The following is a 16,734-nucleotide window of genomic DNA, read 5'->3' as shown; positions in this document are numbered from 1 at the left end:
ACTAGATGTCGAGTCTCTATGTTTGGAGCATCCTCTATTTTTTCCATTGATAGGGGAGATTTGCCATCGGTAAGTTTTCTATATTTTTCCAGTTTATGTAAGTTATTTTTGTATTCTGACAACCTTGAGAAAGGTCTAAAGGTTAACCAAGCATGTTGTACCACAAAATATTTTCTCATTCGGTGAGCAAGGAATGGGTCGTGTTTATACATGGGGCTGGAGGATCTTCTGCCGTTTGGTTTAAGCAGCTCAAGGATTTTAGAGAAAAGTATAATCTTCTACTCATCGACCTTCGTGGGCATGGTAAATCTGTGGATTTGCCTCAAGCGATCTACAACGAAGAATATACTTTTCAGGGAGTGACTCAAGATATTATTGAGGTCTTGGATCATTTGGATATCCCGCCAGCTCATTTCATGGGTGTATCTCTAGGTACAATCATCGTTCGTCAGTTGGCGGAACTGGAGCAATGGAGAGTGAAATCACTGGTGATGGCTGGTGCGGTAACTCGTCTCACTACCCAGTCCAGAATTTTGGTGTTTTTGGGAAGTACATTCAAGCGAGTGATTCCTTACATGTGGCTCTACAGGCTGTTCGCCTTTGTGATCATGCCTCGAAAACAACATGCAGAGTCAAGGAACCTATTTGTGCGAGAAGCTCAAAAACTCTGTCAGAAAGAATTTATACGCTGGTTTCAATTAACAAAGGATATTAATCCGCTACTTCGCTACTTTAAGGAATCTGATCTAGGAATTCCTACCTTGTATGTGATGGGTGATCAGGATGTTATGTTTTTGGAACCAGTTAAAAAGATAATTAAGACGCATAAAAATTCAGTATTGAATATTTTGAAGAAATGTGGCCATGTGGTGAACGTGGAAAGACCTCAGGAATTTAACCAGTTGTCTCTGGCATTTCTCAAAAAACAACTTGTATAAGCCTATTACTTTTCTATATGAAAAAGCAAACCAAGACCATATTGATTATTGCAGTGATCGTAATTGCTGCTGTTGCCTATATCTATCCAAGGATGGATAACCGAAACTCTAATCAATCTGGTGTCGTTTCAGACGGCGCGAGTCCTGGCCAGGAAAGCACTTTACCGGTGAAGGTGGTGAAGCTAGCTAAAGAAACTTTGAGAAATCAACTTTCTGTGACTGGTACTATTATGCCAAATGAATCGGTAGATCTCAGAACTGAAATATCTGGATTGATAACCAAAATTTCGTTCAAAGAAGGCGAATACGTGAGCAAGGGCACCCCGCTATTATATCTCAATGATGATGAGCTTCAGGCTCAGTTTCAGAGATTGGAATACACGCAAAAGCTATTTGAAAGTCAGGAAAATAGACAAAAGCAGCTGTTAGCCAGAGAGGCGATTAGCCAGGAAGAGTACGATATTGTTTTGAACCAGTACAACACAACACTTTCTGATCTTAAATTAGTGGAGGCTCAGCTTTCTAAAACGGTAATTAGAGCCCCATTTAATGGGATTTTGGGATTGAGACAAGTGAGTGAAGGATCTGTCATTGGTACCAATGATATCATTGCCAACTTTGTCAATATCGATCCGATTAAAATTGAATTTTCTATTCCTGAGCGTTATGCCAATCAGGTGACGGTGGGTTCCCCTATTTACTTTACCAATGAGTCTAGCCCTGAAGAAGTACTGGGTAAGGTATATGCATTTGAGCCTCAGATTGACGCGGCTACACGTACTTTGAAGTTGCGTGCAGAAAGCCCAAACAAGGAAAGAAAATATTTGCCGGGAATGTTTGTTAGAATACGCTTTGTATTAGGAGAGGTAGAAGATGCACTGATGGTGCCTTCAGAATCTGTAATTCCTGAATTGCAAGGCTATAAAGTTTTCGTAGTTGGTGCCGATAACAAAGCCGAAGAGCGTGCAGTTGAGATCGGTACTCGTACAGATACACATGTTCAGATCATGAGTGGTTTGGATGTAGGGGATCTGGTACTCACCACTGGTGTGTTACAAGCAAGGACAGGTACTCCTGTTGAATTCACTCAAATCAACTAACATGGCGAGCTTATCTAATATAAGTGTAAACCGGCCAGTATTGGCCATCGTGATGTCGCTGGTAATCATGCTTTTTGGTGCCATCGGTATATCACTTCTTGGAATCCGTGAATTCCCAAGTGTGGATCCTCCTATCATTAACGTAAGAACAACTTATGTAGGAGCTAATGCGGATGTCATTGAAGCACAGATTACTGAGCCACTCGAAGAGGCTATCAATGGGATTCAAGGGATCAAATCCCTGACTTCTACCAGTAACGATGGCGGCAGTAGTATCACGGTAGAATTTGATGTGGGAGCGGATCTGGAAGCGGCAGCCAATGATGTGCGAGATAAGGTGTCTGGTGCACAGCGTAACCTTCCTCCAGATGCCGAGCCTCCTGTGGTTTCCAAAGCCGATGCTGACTCCGAGCCGATCGTATTTTTAAATGTAAAAAGTGACGAGAGAAGCCTCCTGGATCTCTCAGATATTGCAGAGAATATATTCAAAGAAAGACTTCAGACCATCCCAGGCGTAAGTCAAGTGCGGATTTGGGGAGAGAAAGAATATGCTATCCGATTGAGAATGGATCCCTTGAAGATGGCTTCCTATGGGGTGACTCCGTTGGATGTGCTCGCAAAGGTGCAAAGTGAGAACGTAGAATTGCCTTCAGGGAAAATAGAAGGTGAGACCATCGAGCTTTCTGTGCGTACCAAAAGTAGGCTGAGCACTCCTCAGGAATTCAATGATCTGATCATCAAAGAAGATCAAAATAACATTGTCCGCTTTCAAGATATAGGAAGTGCGGAATTAGCTGCGCTAAATGAGCGTAGTATTTTGAAGAGAGATGGCGTGCCTATGGTAGGTGTTGTATTGGTCCCACTTCCTGGATCAAATAGTATCGAGATAGCAGATGAATTTTATAGAAGGTTAGTTTTTATCGAGAAAGATCTTCCTTCTGATGTAGGATTAGAGATTGGTTTTGATAAGACCAGCTTTATCCGCAGCTCTATTTCGGAAGTTCAGGAGACCATTATCACCGCATTTATTCTTGTTGTCGCGATTATATTCCTCTTCCTTAGAGATTGGCGGACTACATTTATTCCAGTACTGACGATCCCTATTTCACTTGTAGGAGTTTTCTTCATCATGTATTTGATGGATTTCTCCATCAATGTACTTACCCTATTGGGGATAGTCCTCTCAATCGGTCTGGTGGTCGATGATGCCATTGTGGTATTGGAGAATATCTATTCCCGAATAGAAAAAGGAGAGAATCCTCAAGAAGCAGCCGAAAAAGGATCTGAAGAGATTTTCTTTGCAGTTATTGCGACTACGGTAGCCCTTGCAGCAGTATTCTTACCCGTGATCTTTTTGACAGGAACCACTGGTAGATTGTTCAGGGAATTCGGTGTGGTGGTAGCTGGAGCTGTAATTATCTCCTCTTTTGTGGCATTGACCATGACTCCGATGTTGAGTTCCAAATTCCTTAAGAAAAGAGAGAAGCATAATGCATTTTATAATTTCACAGAGCCTGGCTTTGTATGGATAAATGATAAATATGACCGAGCTCTTGGCTGGTTTATGCAGTTCCGATGGGTGTCTTTTCTTTTAGTTGGCGGTATGGCCTTTGGGATTTATTGGTTGTTCAATGAGATCCCTACTGAACTTGCTCCTACTGAAGATAGGGGAGAAATCGTAATCAGAATGTCAGGTCCAGAAGGTGCAACATTTAGCTATATGGATCGAGTGATTGATCAGATGGTAGAAGATTTCAAAAGTACCTACCCAAAAGATGAGGTCAGTGGATTGGTGTCAGTGACATCGCCGGGATTTGGCTCATCCAGTACGAATTCTGGTTTTATACGATTCATTCTTTCAGATGCTGAAAATAGAGAGAAGACTCAGGGACAATATTTCAACGAAGTAAACCAAAAACTAAAGAGTTACACAGGTGTAAAAGCCTTTGCATCTCAGGCACAATCCATCGGTAACAGCCGTGGAGGTCTTCCGGTACAATACGTACTTCAGGCTCCAACTTTGGATAAGCTGAAGGAAGTGATCCCTACTTTTATGGATGAGGTGGGTAAAAGTCCTGTGTTTATTTTCTCTGACATCAACTTGAAGTTTACCAAGCCAGAATTAGAGATTGAGATAGACAGAGCCAAAGCCCGAAACATAGGCGTTTCTATTCAAGAAATAGCGAGAACCTTGCAGTTGTCTTATTCAGGACAGCGATTTGCTTATTTCATTAAGAATGGAAAGCAGTATCAAGTGGTGGGAGAAATGAGATTGGAAGATAGAAATGAGCCGGTTAATTTGAGAATGCTCTATGTACGTGCCGAAAATGGCTCCTTGGTTCAGCTTGATAATTTGGTTACTGTCACCGAAAAATCTACCCCGCCACAATTGTATAGATTCAACAGATTCGTAGCTGGAACGGTCTCAGCCAACCTTGCCGAAGGTTATACCATTGGGAACGGCTTGGATGAGATGGATCGTATCGCCGCTGAGGTACTTGACGATTCGTTTACGACTGACGTTTCAGGCCCTTCCAAGGAATTTAGAGAAAGTTCGAACAGTTTGTTTTTCGCATTTATGTTCGCTTTGATTCTTATTTACCTGGTTCTTTCAGCACAGTTTGAAAGTTTCCTGGATCCATTGACGATCATGTTTACTGTGCCACTGGCCTTATTTGGAGCACTGTTTACGCTGTGGTTATTTGACTTTACACTGAATATTTTCTCTCAGATAGGTATTATCATGTTGATAGGTTTGGTAACCAAAAACGGTATCCTTATCGTCGAATTTGCCAATCAGCGAAAGGCTACAGGAATGTCAGTTCAGGAGGCGATTTTTGGAGCGGCAGTGGCTAGATTCAGACCGATCTTGATGACCAGTTTGTCTACCATCTTGGGGATTTTGCCTATTGCTCTTGGGTTAGGAGCAGGCGCTGAAAGTAGAGTGCCAATGGGTGCCGCAGTTATTGGTGGCTTAGCCTTTGCGACCATCCTTACGCTTTTTGTGATCCCAGCCATTTATACTTATCTCACTTCCAAAGAAGGAAGATTAGCTAGAATTTAATGAAGAAACTTAGTTTACTATTTATACTCTGTATTGCTGGAAATGCTTTGCTAGCGCAAGGTCCGGAAACATTGGATTTGGAAAAAGCCATTCAACTTGGCTTGGATAATAATTTCCAGGTGAAGATTGCTGTAGAGACAATTGACATACGAGAGCGAGATCAAAAGATCGGGATTGGGGATTACTTCATGCCGATAGTCGACGCGACTTATTCTCGAAATTTCAGCCATGAGGATGTGGAGCAGAGATTTGCTACTGATCCTGATCCAAGGACCATAGAAGATGCGAAGTCTCAAACTGAAAATTTCTCAATTGTAGGCATTTACGGCTTTAGACCAGAGAGTTTTGTGGTGATGAAGCGACTTGGTGTCCTTACAGAAATCTCAGAGCTGGATGCCAAAATAGCTGTAGAAAATAATGTGGCAGGGATTTCGTCGGCATACTATCGACTAGTTCTTGAATTGCAGAGACATGAGGTTTTGGTGCGTACGCTCGAACTTAGCCAATCTCGACTCGATATTGCCAAGGCTCAATATGAGCTCGGAGGAGCTGGTAAGCGTGATTATTTGACAGCTGAGGTTGATTATAATTCTGATTTGAGTTTACTACTTGGTCAGGAGCAGGTGATTTTAAATGCTAGAGTGAATCTAAATGAATTGATGGCTTTGGATCCCAGCAAACAATTCGCAGTGAAGGATACCATAGTCATTGGTGATATGCTAAATCTGATCGACTTGGAGGATAACGCAATGATGGAAAACAAGCAATTACTTATTGCTCAGCGTCAGGAAAATGAAGCATTTCTTGCCATTAGAGAGCTTCAGATGTCAAGGCTGCCAGTAGTTAATTTGACTGGGAATTACATCAATAATACTTCGAACTCTGATGCGGGTTTTCTTATTCAAAACCAGCGTGAAGGATTTAACTATGGGGGTAATATCCAATTGAACCTTTTCAGTGGATTGACCTTGAACAGAAGGATTCAGAATGCAAGGGTGCAGCAGCGTCTGCAGGACTTTGCGTTAGATCAGTACGAGATTCAACTTCGCTCAGACATCCATAGATCTTACAATACTTATATTACGAATAGGAATTTACTGGAGGTGGAGCAAAAAAATTATGCGGTAGCTAAAGAGAGTACTGAGATCGCCTTGGAAAGATTCCGCCTAGGGATAGCATCTTACCTTGAGTTTAGAGACGCGCAGGTCAATCTGCTTACTGCTGAAAACCGCCTTATAACTTCTATTTTCAATATAAAAGAACAAGAAATAGAGTTGAGAAGGCTTTCTGGGAAGATCTTTTTCCAAAATTATACGGAGGATATCGGCTTGGAATTTCAAGATTAATCTACAAAACGAAGGTTATTGATTAGCCTTCGTTTTTTTATTTGCTTTTTTTAACGAATGCTTTAATTTTCTTTTGGCATAGCATTTGCCAATGGGCATTCGTGTAACATCCAGAGCCTTACGGTTCTAGTGAATGAAAAAAGTATTAATTCTCTTTTTCTCCATATTGACTCTTCTTCTCTTTGGTGTGCAATGCACCTTTGTTGAGAAGAAACTGGCAGCTATCTCCAAGAAGGAAGCCTACGTACTTGACCTCCAAGGAATCCAAAATCGTGGATTTATTCGTGCTGCTGTGGACAATAATTCTACAGGGTATTACATCTATCGTGGCCGGAGGATGGGTTACGAGTACGAACTGCTGCGAGATTTAGCCAAGCGCCTGAAGGTGCAATTGCATTTAGTATTGATCTCGGATATAGATAGAGCATTTGATTATCTTCAGGAAGGAAAGGTGGATTTGATCGCCATGAATCTTGAGAAGAATATGGAAAGGTCTGATAGAGCATCATTTTCTATTCCTTTGGGAAAAATGAATACCGTGCTCGTAGGAAACGAGTTCTCTGGGAAAATCACTTCCTGGGATCAACTAGCCTCTGACACTATATATGTGAGGGAAGGGACGGTTTACAAAACCCAACTGTGCAATCTGAAAGATTCCTTGCAGCTCAACTATACAATCATTCCTACTCCAGATCACGAAGAAACTTTAATAGATCAGGTAGCAGAAGGTGACATCAAGTGGACTATCGCGGATCAGAACATTGCTCAGGCCAACGCCACATATTATGGTGGATTGAATACCTCCTGGAAAGTTAAGAAAGAAGCAGAGGTTTCTTGGGTAGTGCGTCAGAATTCACCCAATTTACTAAGCTCTTTGGATACATGGCTTGTGGACAAACAGAAGCGATTTATTCCTGATCTATATGCCAAATACTTTCTGAATTCTAAGAACAGTTATTTCAGAAGCACAAGCCCATTCTCTTCTTTAGCAGGCAATCAGATTTCCGTGTACGATGACATTATCAAAAATGGAGCGGAGCAGTTGGGATGGGATTGGAGACTCCTAGCTTCGCTAGTTTATAAAGAATCAAGGTTTGATACCGTTGCGACTTCATACGCTGGAGCAAGGGGCTTGCTTCAACTAATGCCGGTCACTTTAGAACGTTTTGGGGTGGAAAACCCCAATGACCCTTCCCAGTCCTTGATGGGCGGAGTTCGGTATTTAAGATATTTAGATAAATTTTGGATTGAACGAGTGCCCGATACTTCTGAGCGCTTGAAATTCGTTCTAGCTTCCTACAATATCGGTCATGGGCATGTGGAAGATGCCTGGAGATTGACCTTGAAGTATGGAGAAAATACCCAGTCCTGGTCCTCTGTTTCTAAATTTTTGGAGCTTAAAAGTGATCCCGATTATTACCGGGATCCTATTGTCAAGAGTGGCTTTGCCAAAGGGCATTTGGCAGTCAACTACGTCAAAGATGTGATGTCTGTCTTTGATTCTTACAAGGCTCTAGTAGAACCTTAAGCTCCTTCGTGTAGCTCAAACATTGCCTCTACTTCCACCGGGATATTGTCTGGCAAAGTGCCCATCCCTACAGCGGATCTTACGCCAATACCATTCTCTTCGCCCCAAACTTCAGCAAATAATTCGCTACAGCCATTGATGATATAAGGGTGTTTTTCAAAGGAGGAAATGCAGTTTACCATTCCTAAAACTTTGATCACACGCTTCACTCGGTTGAGGGTGCCCAGATTTGCTTTAATGGTAGAAAGCATTGCCAATCCTACTTGCCTAGCGGCCAGTTTTCCAGCTTCCATATCAAGCTCTTCTCCTATCCTCCCCATGATCAGACTACCATCATCCTGTACGGTCCCATGACCCGAGAGGTAAAGATATTTGCCGTCTATCAAGCAAGGTCTGTACACACCGAGTGGCTTGGGTGCAGGAGGGAGATTAAGACCTAATTTGGAGAAATTATTTTCTGGGGTTTCCATATGGGTTATTTTTAGAATGAATATTAGACAAAGATATCAAGGATCAGTACGCCAGCTAAGCCAGCTACAGCTACGATGGTTTCCATCACCGACCAGGACTTGATCGTATCTTTGATACTTACGTTGAAAAACTCCTTGTACATCCAGAAGCCTGCATCGTTGAAATGGGAGAACATCAAACTCCCCGCGCCGATGGAAAGTACCAGTAAGTTAGGATCTACATTCATCGTAGTCACCAGTGGAGCAATGATGCCTGCCGTGGTTAGTCCTGCGACAGTGGCTGAACCTACGCAAACGCGAATGATGGCCGTGATGATCCAAGCCAAAATCAGCGGATGAATATCCCAGGATTGTAGCCCTTCGGCAATCACTAGACTAACGCCAGTATCAGTAAAGATTTGCTTCAAGGCGCCAGCTCCTGCCACGATAAGCAGAATCATCGCGATGTCTTTGGTCGCCACGGTATAGAGATCCATGATTTGCACCATGGAAAACTTGCGATTTAGGCCCAGCGTATAGGTGGCAATCAGCACGGAAACCAACATCACGATTCCTGGATTTGCTACAAAGGCAATAATCGGAGCCAAGCTGCTGTCCTCAGAAATATTAAGATTCAAAGCGGTAGTTCCTACCAAAAGGAAGACCGGAAGTAAGGCGGTGAAAAAGCTATTTGCTGTGGAAGGAAGCTCAGCTTCAGGTTTTATTTCTGCCTGAAAAGTCTTCAGCGGCTCAGCTTTCATATGCTTCAGGCTTCTTGCGAAAATCGGCCCTGCAAGCGCAATGGTAGGAATAGCAATCAAAAACCCATAGAACAGCGTCAAGCCCATATTGGCATCAAACTGTGCTACCAAAGCCGCCGGCGATGGATGTGGAGGTAAAAAACCATGAGTTACCGAAAGCGCAGCTAATAGCGGGATCCCCACATAGACGGCAGAGATTTTATACTGATATGCTACGGTGAAAGCTAGGGGAACAAGTAGCACGAAGCCCACATTGTAGAACAGCGGAATACCCACCACCAGACCCGTAATGGACATGGCCCAGGTAATGTGTTTTTCACCAAAAATCTTCATCAGGTATGCTGCGATCCGCTGTGCGGCCCCGCTCTCGGCCACCAGCTTGCCGAGCATAGCTCCCATGACGATCACGATCACTAAGTCGCCCAGCAGCACTCCCATCCCACGCTGTACCGAGCCCGCGATCTGATCGGCAGGGAGGCCGAGTAGAAAGCCTGCGGCAATAGAGGAAATAAGAAAGGCTAAAAAAGGATTGAGCTTGGCCCAGACGATCAGCAGCACCAAAATGGCAATACTGAGCAGTACAAGAAGGATGGTCATAGGTTAGAGTTGGGGTTTAGCTAGCAAGATAAAAAACATTAGCAAAAAAGGGTTTTACAAGCGGCATTTGTTGAAAAAACAGAGACTACTTAGTTTTCAGTCTCAGTGATCAGTCTCAGAAAGTGCCAATAGAAGCGCACCAGTATCTAAATGGGACTGTTGTTGTATGGACTGATTCTATGATCGCTTGGTGTTTTTCTGAGCAAGAATGTTAGTTCTTAATCCATCGAGTCTGAATGCTATTTTCAGAATTTGAAAAATTGATAATGTATATCCCAGGACGGAGCATTTCAAGACTATTTGAGAAAACTGATGAGTCAAAAGCGAAGGAGGAGGTCAGATGGCCTTGGGTAGTGTAAATGTGAATTTGAGTATTTTCGGTATTGAAATTATCTGGGAGTTTTATATGGATTTCACCTGAACTATATGGGTTTGGATAAATAGAGACTTGTTCAATTATAGTTGTTTTATCATTTGCCAGTCTGACTATTTTACTCCAAGCCAATTCTCCAGATAAGTCGATTACTTTGATTTTGTAATAGATCGAATGAGAGTTGGATATATTTTCATCAATAAATGTATACTGAACCGGAATTTCAGAATTGCCTTTGCTTAACACTTCTCCGATTTTGTCCCAGTCCTTCAATGGATCTACAGCACTGTAAATCTCAAATTTCTCGTTGTCCGTTTCAGTTGCCACCGACCAGCTAATCTGCTTGATGTTATTTTTGATTGTGGCAGAAACATCCAGCCAGGATACTGGTAAAATGCTAGCAGTTCTAAAGCTACCTACCGTGAAATTTTTCCCCGAAAGATCATTAAAAGTTAGATTTCGTCTTGCCCATAATTCATTTGGATCCATTCCTGGCAGGTGGTTTCCTGGTGCTGCGTATCCAGTACAGACCAGTCTTAAATCATCTTCATCATCAACAATTAAATTCTCTGCCGATATTCTCAATTCCAGTGGGTTTGAACTTGAATTGAGTCCTGAGAAATTGAAGTAGCTGAATAGACGATAGAGAATCGGAGTGCCGTCTGAATCATTAAATCCAGGATTAAAGTCCGCTCCTGTATACTCAGTATAATCTATGGTAAGATCTCCACCTGCATTATCGCCCAGCATCTGAACTTTTCTGATGCCCCCATGATAGCGATCTCCAAAGGGGAAGGTGCCATTTGTAGCATTAAAGGTTGTGGGAATATCTATATAGGTAAATGAACTTAGATTTTCCCAAGAACCGCCTTGATAGTCAAAATCTCCATTGCCTGAGCTGTTTATCGTTAGTGTGTTGTCCTGAAAATTCAGCTTTCCATCACTCATCGTAAGATTTCTGAGTACAGTGAGATTTTGCTCAAATATGACCTCACCGGCTGTTTTATTTAGGCTAAGGTCTTGGGTACTTAGAGCGAATCCAGTTATGTGTTGATCTGCAGGTCCTATAAAGATGAGAGAAGTATTTGTAAGGATAAATGTTCCTGTTCCTACTTTAGAAATATCACCAGTGACAGCCAATGAAGCTGGCAAAGTGACATTTTGAGAGCCTATGATTTCCAAATCATGGAAGGTAGAAGGCAATACCGAACTAGTATAAGATTTGGAAAGGAAATTCTGTGTGCCTGTATTTTTGTTATAGGTCATCTTTCCATTGAGTTGATAATTTGCCACTTCAATTTGAGGAGAAGTTCCTTCTAAAATAAGCTCAGCGCCATTGTGAAGGTCGAGTAGATTAGCACTAACTGTTTCAGATCTAAAAAGTATGTCTTTGTCACATTTGGAGAGCAAAATGCCCCCAGATTCAATAATAAAATCTCCATATGAGCCAATTGCAACAGTATTTTCATTATTGAAGGAAAAAGTTGCGCATTTTCCAGGGTTAACACTATTGTCAATTTGCTGGATAACAGTTCCAGTCTTTATTCTAAAGGATAGAGCTTTGAAGGCTTCTTCTACTACAAGTATTGCCCCAGGGATTGGATCAAATATTACTGAATATCTACTTCTTGTAGATTGAGCGCTCCAACTATTATATGGTATGATCGTCCTAGATATACCTTTAAATGTAATCGTACTCCCAATGGAATTTCCAATCCAATTAATGCTATTGTGTGAACCTGCTGGTATTCCTGGGGCTGCTCCATCGAATGCTTGAAGGCTGCCATATATGTTTAAATTAAAGTTGTTTAAATTCAACTTTTGAGTGGCACCAGAATCTGAGTTCAAAAAGACACTTTTAGCTTCTTCATTTCCAGTTAAGGTTACCAAGTGCGTTTGATCAATATATATATCATTGGCCTGCGTTGGCTTGCTGGATGCTGCCGACCAAAGAGCTCCATCATATACTTCCCAAATAGATATATCTCCGAAGTTTCCTGTAGCAATGGTGCGGTAAGAGCCAATTTCTTGGCAGAATGATGCGTTTAAGAAAAGGCAACGAAATGCAACTGCCGAGAATATCAAGTATATTCGGCATCTAAAAATTGCCTCTTGGGCTCCAGTATTGCCCCCTGTTTTCATTACAAAAAATATTCTGAAAAAGCTTTTATTAATTTAGTAAAATGAATCTAAAAAAAATAGTAATTAGTTTATTTTTTTTGCTGGCTATCAGTTCTTTACAAGCCCAGCAATACCAGATCAGTTTGCTGACTTGTGATCCTGGAGAGGAGATCTATTCTTCCTTTGGGCATAGCGGAATTCGGGTGTTGGACCTGACTACGGGCAGAGATATGGTGTACAACTACGGTACCTTTGACTTCGGTGCACCCAATTTTGTCCTCAATTTTGCCGGAGGCAGACTGGATTACTTTCTCTCTGTATCCACTTTTGATCGCTTTATCGCAGAGTACAATTACTTCCACCGCTCAGTGCGCGAGCAGATTCTGAGCCTCAATGAGCAGCAGAAGCTGGAGCTGATCAGCTTTCTGGAGACCAATTACCTGCCTGAGAATCGGGCTTATCGATATGATTTCTTCTTTGATAACTGTGCTACCCGCGTGCGTGATGCGATCAGTACGGTACTGGGGGATCAGCTGGTCTGGCATGATGAAGTACAGGAGCCGGTGGATAAGACCTTTCGGCAGTTGATCGATGAGATGGTGTATTACATGACCTGGTCGGATCTAGGGATTGACTTGGCATTGGGTTCTCGACTGGATAGAGATGCGACGCCGCTGGAAGAACAGTTCTTGCCGAAATATGTGGAGGGCGCTTTTGGAAGAGCCGAGATCCAAGGAGATGGGCCTACGCGTCCTTTGGTGTCTAATACTCGAGTGATTTTGGATTTTGAGAAGCCTGCGGGTTCATTCGGAGAGATCAATCCGTATTGGATTTTCTGGCTGATCGCCATCATATTCACTGGAATTACCTTTATAGGATTTAAGAAGGGAAAACTCTTTATAGGGTTTGATGTGGCGTTTTTTGGAATCCTGGGAATCATAGGACTGGTGATGTCTGCGCTTTGGATAGGTTCCGAAATCCCTTCTACCAAGTACAACTGGAATATACTCTGGGCATTTCCAGGACATTTGCTGTTAGCGATTGTTTTGCTCAAGAAAACGATCAAACCATGGGTCCTGAAATACCTACTCTTTGCCCTGATCATGGCCGATGCTGCTGTGGTGTTCTGGATTTTGGGTTGGCAGTCTTTTCACCCAAGTATCATTCCTCTGCTATTGGTGCTGATCCTGAGGACAAATTACCTGTATTACAATATTGGGAAGTATAAGAAAGTAAGGTGAGTTTTCCGACAGGGACCTCATTATTCAAAATTCATCATTCACTATTCTATATTGATTTGGCCTAGTTTGGAAGCACAGTTTGTATGTTCCAATAAACTTTAGAATTCTCTTCGACTTCCTGCCAGCTGGCTGGCGCTACCACTGACGAAATAATATGCGGACCCCCGAAAACAGGTCAGTTCGAGCGAAGTCGAGAACCTTATGCATTCCTGCCTACTGGACAGGCAGGCGCTCATGGTGCCCATGATTATGGTACCCAACCAAATTACAGTTAAGCCATTGAATCGAAACCTATTTCTCAATCTGTAATTTCCTACAATTTCTTTCCTTACTAAACTTTTGCATAGGGGAATGGTGTTGGGTATTTTCGGACGAAGCTTATGGAATTTAAACTTACCTCAGATTATCAGCCTACTGGAGATCAGCCCAAGGCAATAGAACAGCTTACGGCTGGAATAAATAACGGCGACCAAGCTCAGGTTTTGCTGGGAGTGACGGGTTCTGGCAAGACTTTCACCGTGGCCAACCTGATTCAGCAGACGCAGAAGCCTACCTTGGTTTTGAGTCATAATAAGACCCTTGCTGCTCAGTTATATGGGGAATTCAAGCAGTTTTTTCCGGACAATGCTGTCGAGTATTTTATTTCTTACTACGATTATTATCAGCCAGAGGCATTTATCCCCACCTCGGGTACTTATATAGAAAAGGATCTTTCGATCAACCAAGAGATCGAGAAATTGCGACTGAGTGCTTCTTCTGCATTACTCACGGGGCGCAGGGATGTGATTGTGGTGGCATCGGTTTCTTGTATCTATGGTATAGGGAATCCAGATGAGTTTGGTAAAAACGTCATCAAACTCCAGGAGGGCGATCGTATCCCAAGGAATCAGCTGCTCTTTAAGTTGGTGGATATTTTGTACAGCCGAACTCATCATGAATTGACGCATGGTACTTTCCGAGTAAAGGGAGATACGGTGGATATTTTTGTGGCATACGCTGACTGGGGCTATAGGATTTTCTTTTGGGGAGATGAGATTGAAGCGATTCAGCGCTTTGATCCTGCTACAGGGAAAAAGCTCAATGATGAAAAGATCATTTCTATTTTCCCTGCAAACCTATTTGTGACTGGAAAGGACACCTTGCAGACGGCCATTCATGAAATACAATATGATATGGTGGATCAGGTGAATTTCTTCGAAAGAGAGGGGAGATTTGCTGAGGCAAAACGACTTCAGGAGCGAACGGAGTTTGATTTGGAAATGATGCGGGAGCTAGGCTACTGCTCAGGAGTGGAGAACTACTCTAGGTATTTTGATAGACGTGCACCAGGGGCGAGACCCTTCTGCCTAATAGATTATTTTCCAGATGATTTTCTCCTAATTGTAGATGAAAGTCATGTGACTTTGCCGCAGGTGCGAGCGATGTGGGGAGGTGATAGGTCAAGAAAGATCAATTTGGTGGATTTTGGTTTTAGACTTCCTTCGGCCTTGGATAATCGGCCGCTCAAGTTTGAGGAGTTTCAGGACCTTACCAATCAGGCGGTTTATGTTTCGGCCACGCCAGCAGACTATGAATTGTCACTGACTGAGGGAGTGGTAGTGGAGCAAATCATCCGACCAACTGGACTTTTGGATCCGACTATTGAGGTGCGGCCAAGTCAAAATCAAATTGATGATTTGCTGGAGGAAATAGATCAGACCATAAAATCTGGCGCGAGAACTCTAGTGACTACTCTGACTAAGCGAATGGCTGAAGAACTTCAGAAATTCCTAGAAAGAGCGGGAGTAAAGTCCCGTTATATTCACTCTGAAGTGAAGACGCTCGATCGTGTGGAGATCCTGCGTGAGTTACGCTTGGGGATTTTCGATGTGCTTGTAGGAGTGAATTTACTGAGAGAAGGATTGGATTTGCCAGAAGTTTCTCTGGTTGCAATTCTCGATGCAGATAAGGAAGGTTTCTTGAGAAATGAGCGAAGTTTGGTACAGACCATTGGTCGTGCGGCACGAAACTCGGAAGGTCGGGTGATTATGTATGCGGATAAAATCACCAATTCCATGCAACTGGCCATGGATGAAACGAAGCGAAGACGTGCCATACAGATTGCCTATAATTTGGAACATGGCATTACGCCGACAACGGTAGTGAAATCTCATGATAAAATCATGGGTCAAACCAAGGTCGCTGACTCTAAGAAAAACCCTAAGTTCTATGCGGAGCCTATGCCAGGTGAGCAAAGCATGGCTGCGGATCCTGTGGTGCAATACCTGAGTAAGGACAAGCTGGAGAAATTGATTGCTCAGACGCAGAAGTTGATGGAGAAAGCTGCCAAAGAACTCAATTTCATGGAAGCCGCACGACTTCGAGATGAGTGGCAATCGCAAAAATCCAGATTGGATCAGCTAAATCAAGGCGTTAGGAAATAGGTTATATAACCACAGAGGTTTTCACATAGTACACAGTTCGTTGTTTGACACGGCGAAAACGAAGATCAGAGTACAGATATCCCCATTGATGAAGTTCAAATCATAAAAGTCTCTAAAAAGCTTTTTATAATGACGCTGCAGGATGTAAAGTTGCTCGCTGCGAAAGGCGAGGGATTGAGAATAGAATTTAAGAAGAAAGCGACATTTCCAGAGAAAATTGTCCGTGAGCTAATCGCCTTTGCCAATACTTCTGGTGGGGATTTGCTGATAGGAGTAGATGATGATGGGACGGTATCAGGGCAGCGTTATATTGAAGAGGAGATTTTTGTGATGGAAAAAGCCATCAAAGAACTGATTTTTCCTCCTTTAGCTTATGAGTTGTTTTCTCTGAAACTGAATGAGAAAAAAGGAGTTGCGATATTTAGAGTTGCACAAAGTTCATTGCGCCCACATTATATAAAAGAGAAAGACAGAAAGCGAGCTTATATCAGAGTTGCGGATCGATCTGTGCAGGCGAGTAGGGAGGTTTGGGAGATTTTGAGAAGAGGCAAAAATCCCAAGGATATGGTATTCACCTATGGGAGAAAGGAAGAGATCCTGATGAAAGCACTTGGCGAATCAGATAAAATCACGCTTAAAGAATTTGCGAAGCTGGCAAATCTGCCTAAGTTTTTGGCTTCTAAAACCTTGGTGAGATTAGTGCTGGCCAATGTGCTCCAGATCCATCCTCAGGAATTGGAGGACTTTTTCACTTTGAAGGACTCGGGAGTTTAATTCCTGTCATTTCCGTAAA

Annotated in this window: 11 protein-coding genes; 8 read left to right on the top strand and 3 right to left on the bottom strand. The window is 42.6% G+C overall.

What is annotated here, in order from left to right; genetic code table 11:
- Positions 1-152 precede the first annotated feature (152 nt).
- The 5 genes from LV85_RS17785 to LV85_RS17765 all read left to right on the top strand — a co-directional run bounded on the left by LV85_RS17785 (position 153) and on the right by LV85_RS17765 (position 7,976).
- Entirely contained in the window at positions 153-938 is a 786-nt protein-coding gene (locus LV85_RS17785; protein ID WP_111321941.1) for an alpha/beta fold hydrolase, read from the top strand.
- A 17-nt stretch (positions 939-955) separates the two neighbouring features.
- Positions 956-2,038, top strand: a complete 1,083-nt coding sequence (locus LV85_RS17780; protein WP_111321939.1) for an efflux RND transporter periplasmic adaptor subunit — start codon at positions 956-958, stop codon at positions 2,036-2,038.
- 1 nt (position 2,039) lies between these two features.
- On the top strand, positions 2,040-5,102 hold the full coding sequence (locus LV85_RS17775) for an efflux RND transporter permease subunit (protein ID WP_111321937.1): 3,063 nt from the start codon (positions 2,040-2,042) through the stop codon (positions 5,100-5,102).
- Positions 5,102-6,448, top strand: a complete 1,347-nt coding sequence (locus tag LV85_RS17770) for a TolC family protein (protein ID WP_111321935.1) — start codon at positions 5,102-5,104, stop codon at positions 6,446-6,448. Before LV85_RS17775 ends, LV85_RS17770 begins: the two co-directional genes overlap by 1 nt.
- Positions 6,449-6,581: 133 nt before the next feature.
- Positions 6,582-7,976, top strand: coding sequence for an MltF family protein (locus tag LV85_RS17765; protein ID WP_111321933.1), 1,395 nt, complete (start codon positions 6,582-6,584; stop codon positions 7,974-7,976).
- On the opposite strand, the gene LV85_RS17760 is transcribed toward LV85_RS17765, so the two are convergent.
- From LV85_RS17760 to LV85_RS17750, 3 genes are all read right to left on the bottom strand, one after another.
- Positions 7,973-8,446 (bottom strand): RidA family protein, encoded by a 474-nt coding sequence (locus tag LV85_RS17760; RefSeq protein ID WP_111321931.1) that lies wholly within the window; start codon positions 8,444-8,446, stop codon positions 7,973-7,975. The genes LV85_RS17765 and LV85_RS17760 overlap by 4 nt on opposite strands.
- Positions 8,447-8,469: 23 nt before the next feature.
- Positions 8,470-9,783: a gluconate:H+ symporter gene (locus tag LV85_RS17755; protein WP_111321929.1), complete on the bottom strand. Its 1,314-nt coding sequence runs from the start codon at positions 9,781-9,783 to the stop codon at positions 8,470-8,472.
- Positions 9,784-9,994: 211 nt separating this feature from the next.
- Positions 9,995-12,298: a T9SS type A sorting domain-containing protein gene (locus tag LV85_RS17750; protein WP_111321927.1), complete on the bottom strand. Its 2,304-nt coding sequence runs from the start codon at positions 12,296-12,298 to the stop codon at positions 9,995-9,997.
- 41 nt (positions 12,299-12,339) lie between these two features.
- On the opposite strand from LV85_RS17750, the gene LV85_RS17745 reads away from it, so the two are divergent.
- The 3 genes from LV85_RS17745 to LV85_RS17735 all read left to right on the top strand — a co-directional run bounded on the left by LV85_RS17745 (position 12,340) and on the right by LV85_RS17735 (position 16,715).
- Positions 12,340-13,518 (top strand): lipoprotein N-acyltransferase Lnb domain-containing protein, encoded by a 1,179-nt coding sequence (locus LV85_RS17745; RefSeq protein WP_111321925.1) that lies wholly within the window; start codon positions 12,340-12,342, stop codon positions 13,516-13,518.
- Between the two features lie 380 nt (positions 13,519-13,898).
- Complete coding sequence (gene uvrB, locus LV85_RS17740; RefSeq protein WP_111321923.1) at positions 13,899-15,941, top strand: excinuclease ABC subunit UvrB; 2,043 nt, start codon at positions 13,899-13,901, stop codon at positions 15,939-15,941.
- A gap of 129 nt (positions 15,942-16,070) precedes the next feature.
- The gene (locus tag LV85_RS17735; RefSeq protein ID WP_111321921.1) at positions 16,071-16,715 is read left to right on the top strand and encodes an AlbA family DNA-binding domain-containing protein; all 645 of its coding nucleotides are present in this window, start codon (positions 16,071-16,073) and stop codon (positions 16,713-16,715) included.
- Positions 16,716-16,734: the final 19 nt, after the last annotated feature.

The organism is Algoriphagus chordae (genome assembly GCF_003254055.1).
Taxonomy (GTDB): domain Bacteria; phylum Bacteroidota; class Bacteroidia; order Cytophagales; family Cyclobacteriaceae; genus Algoriphagus; species Algoriphagus chordae.
This window is presented reverse-complemented; position numbering and strand designations above follow the sequence as displayed.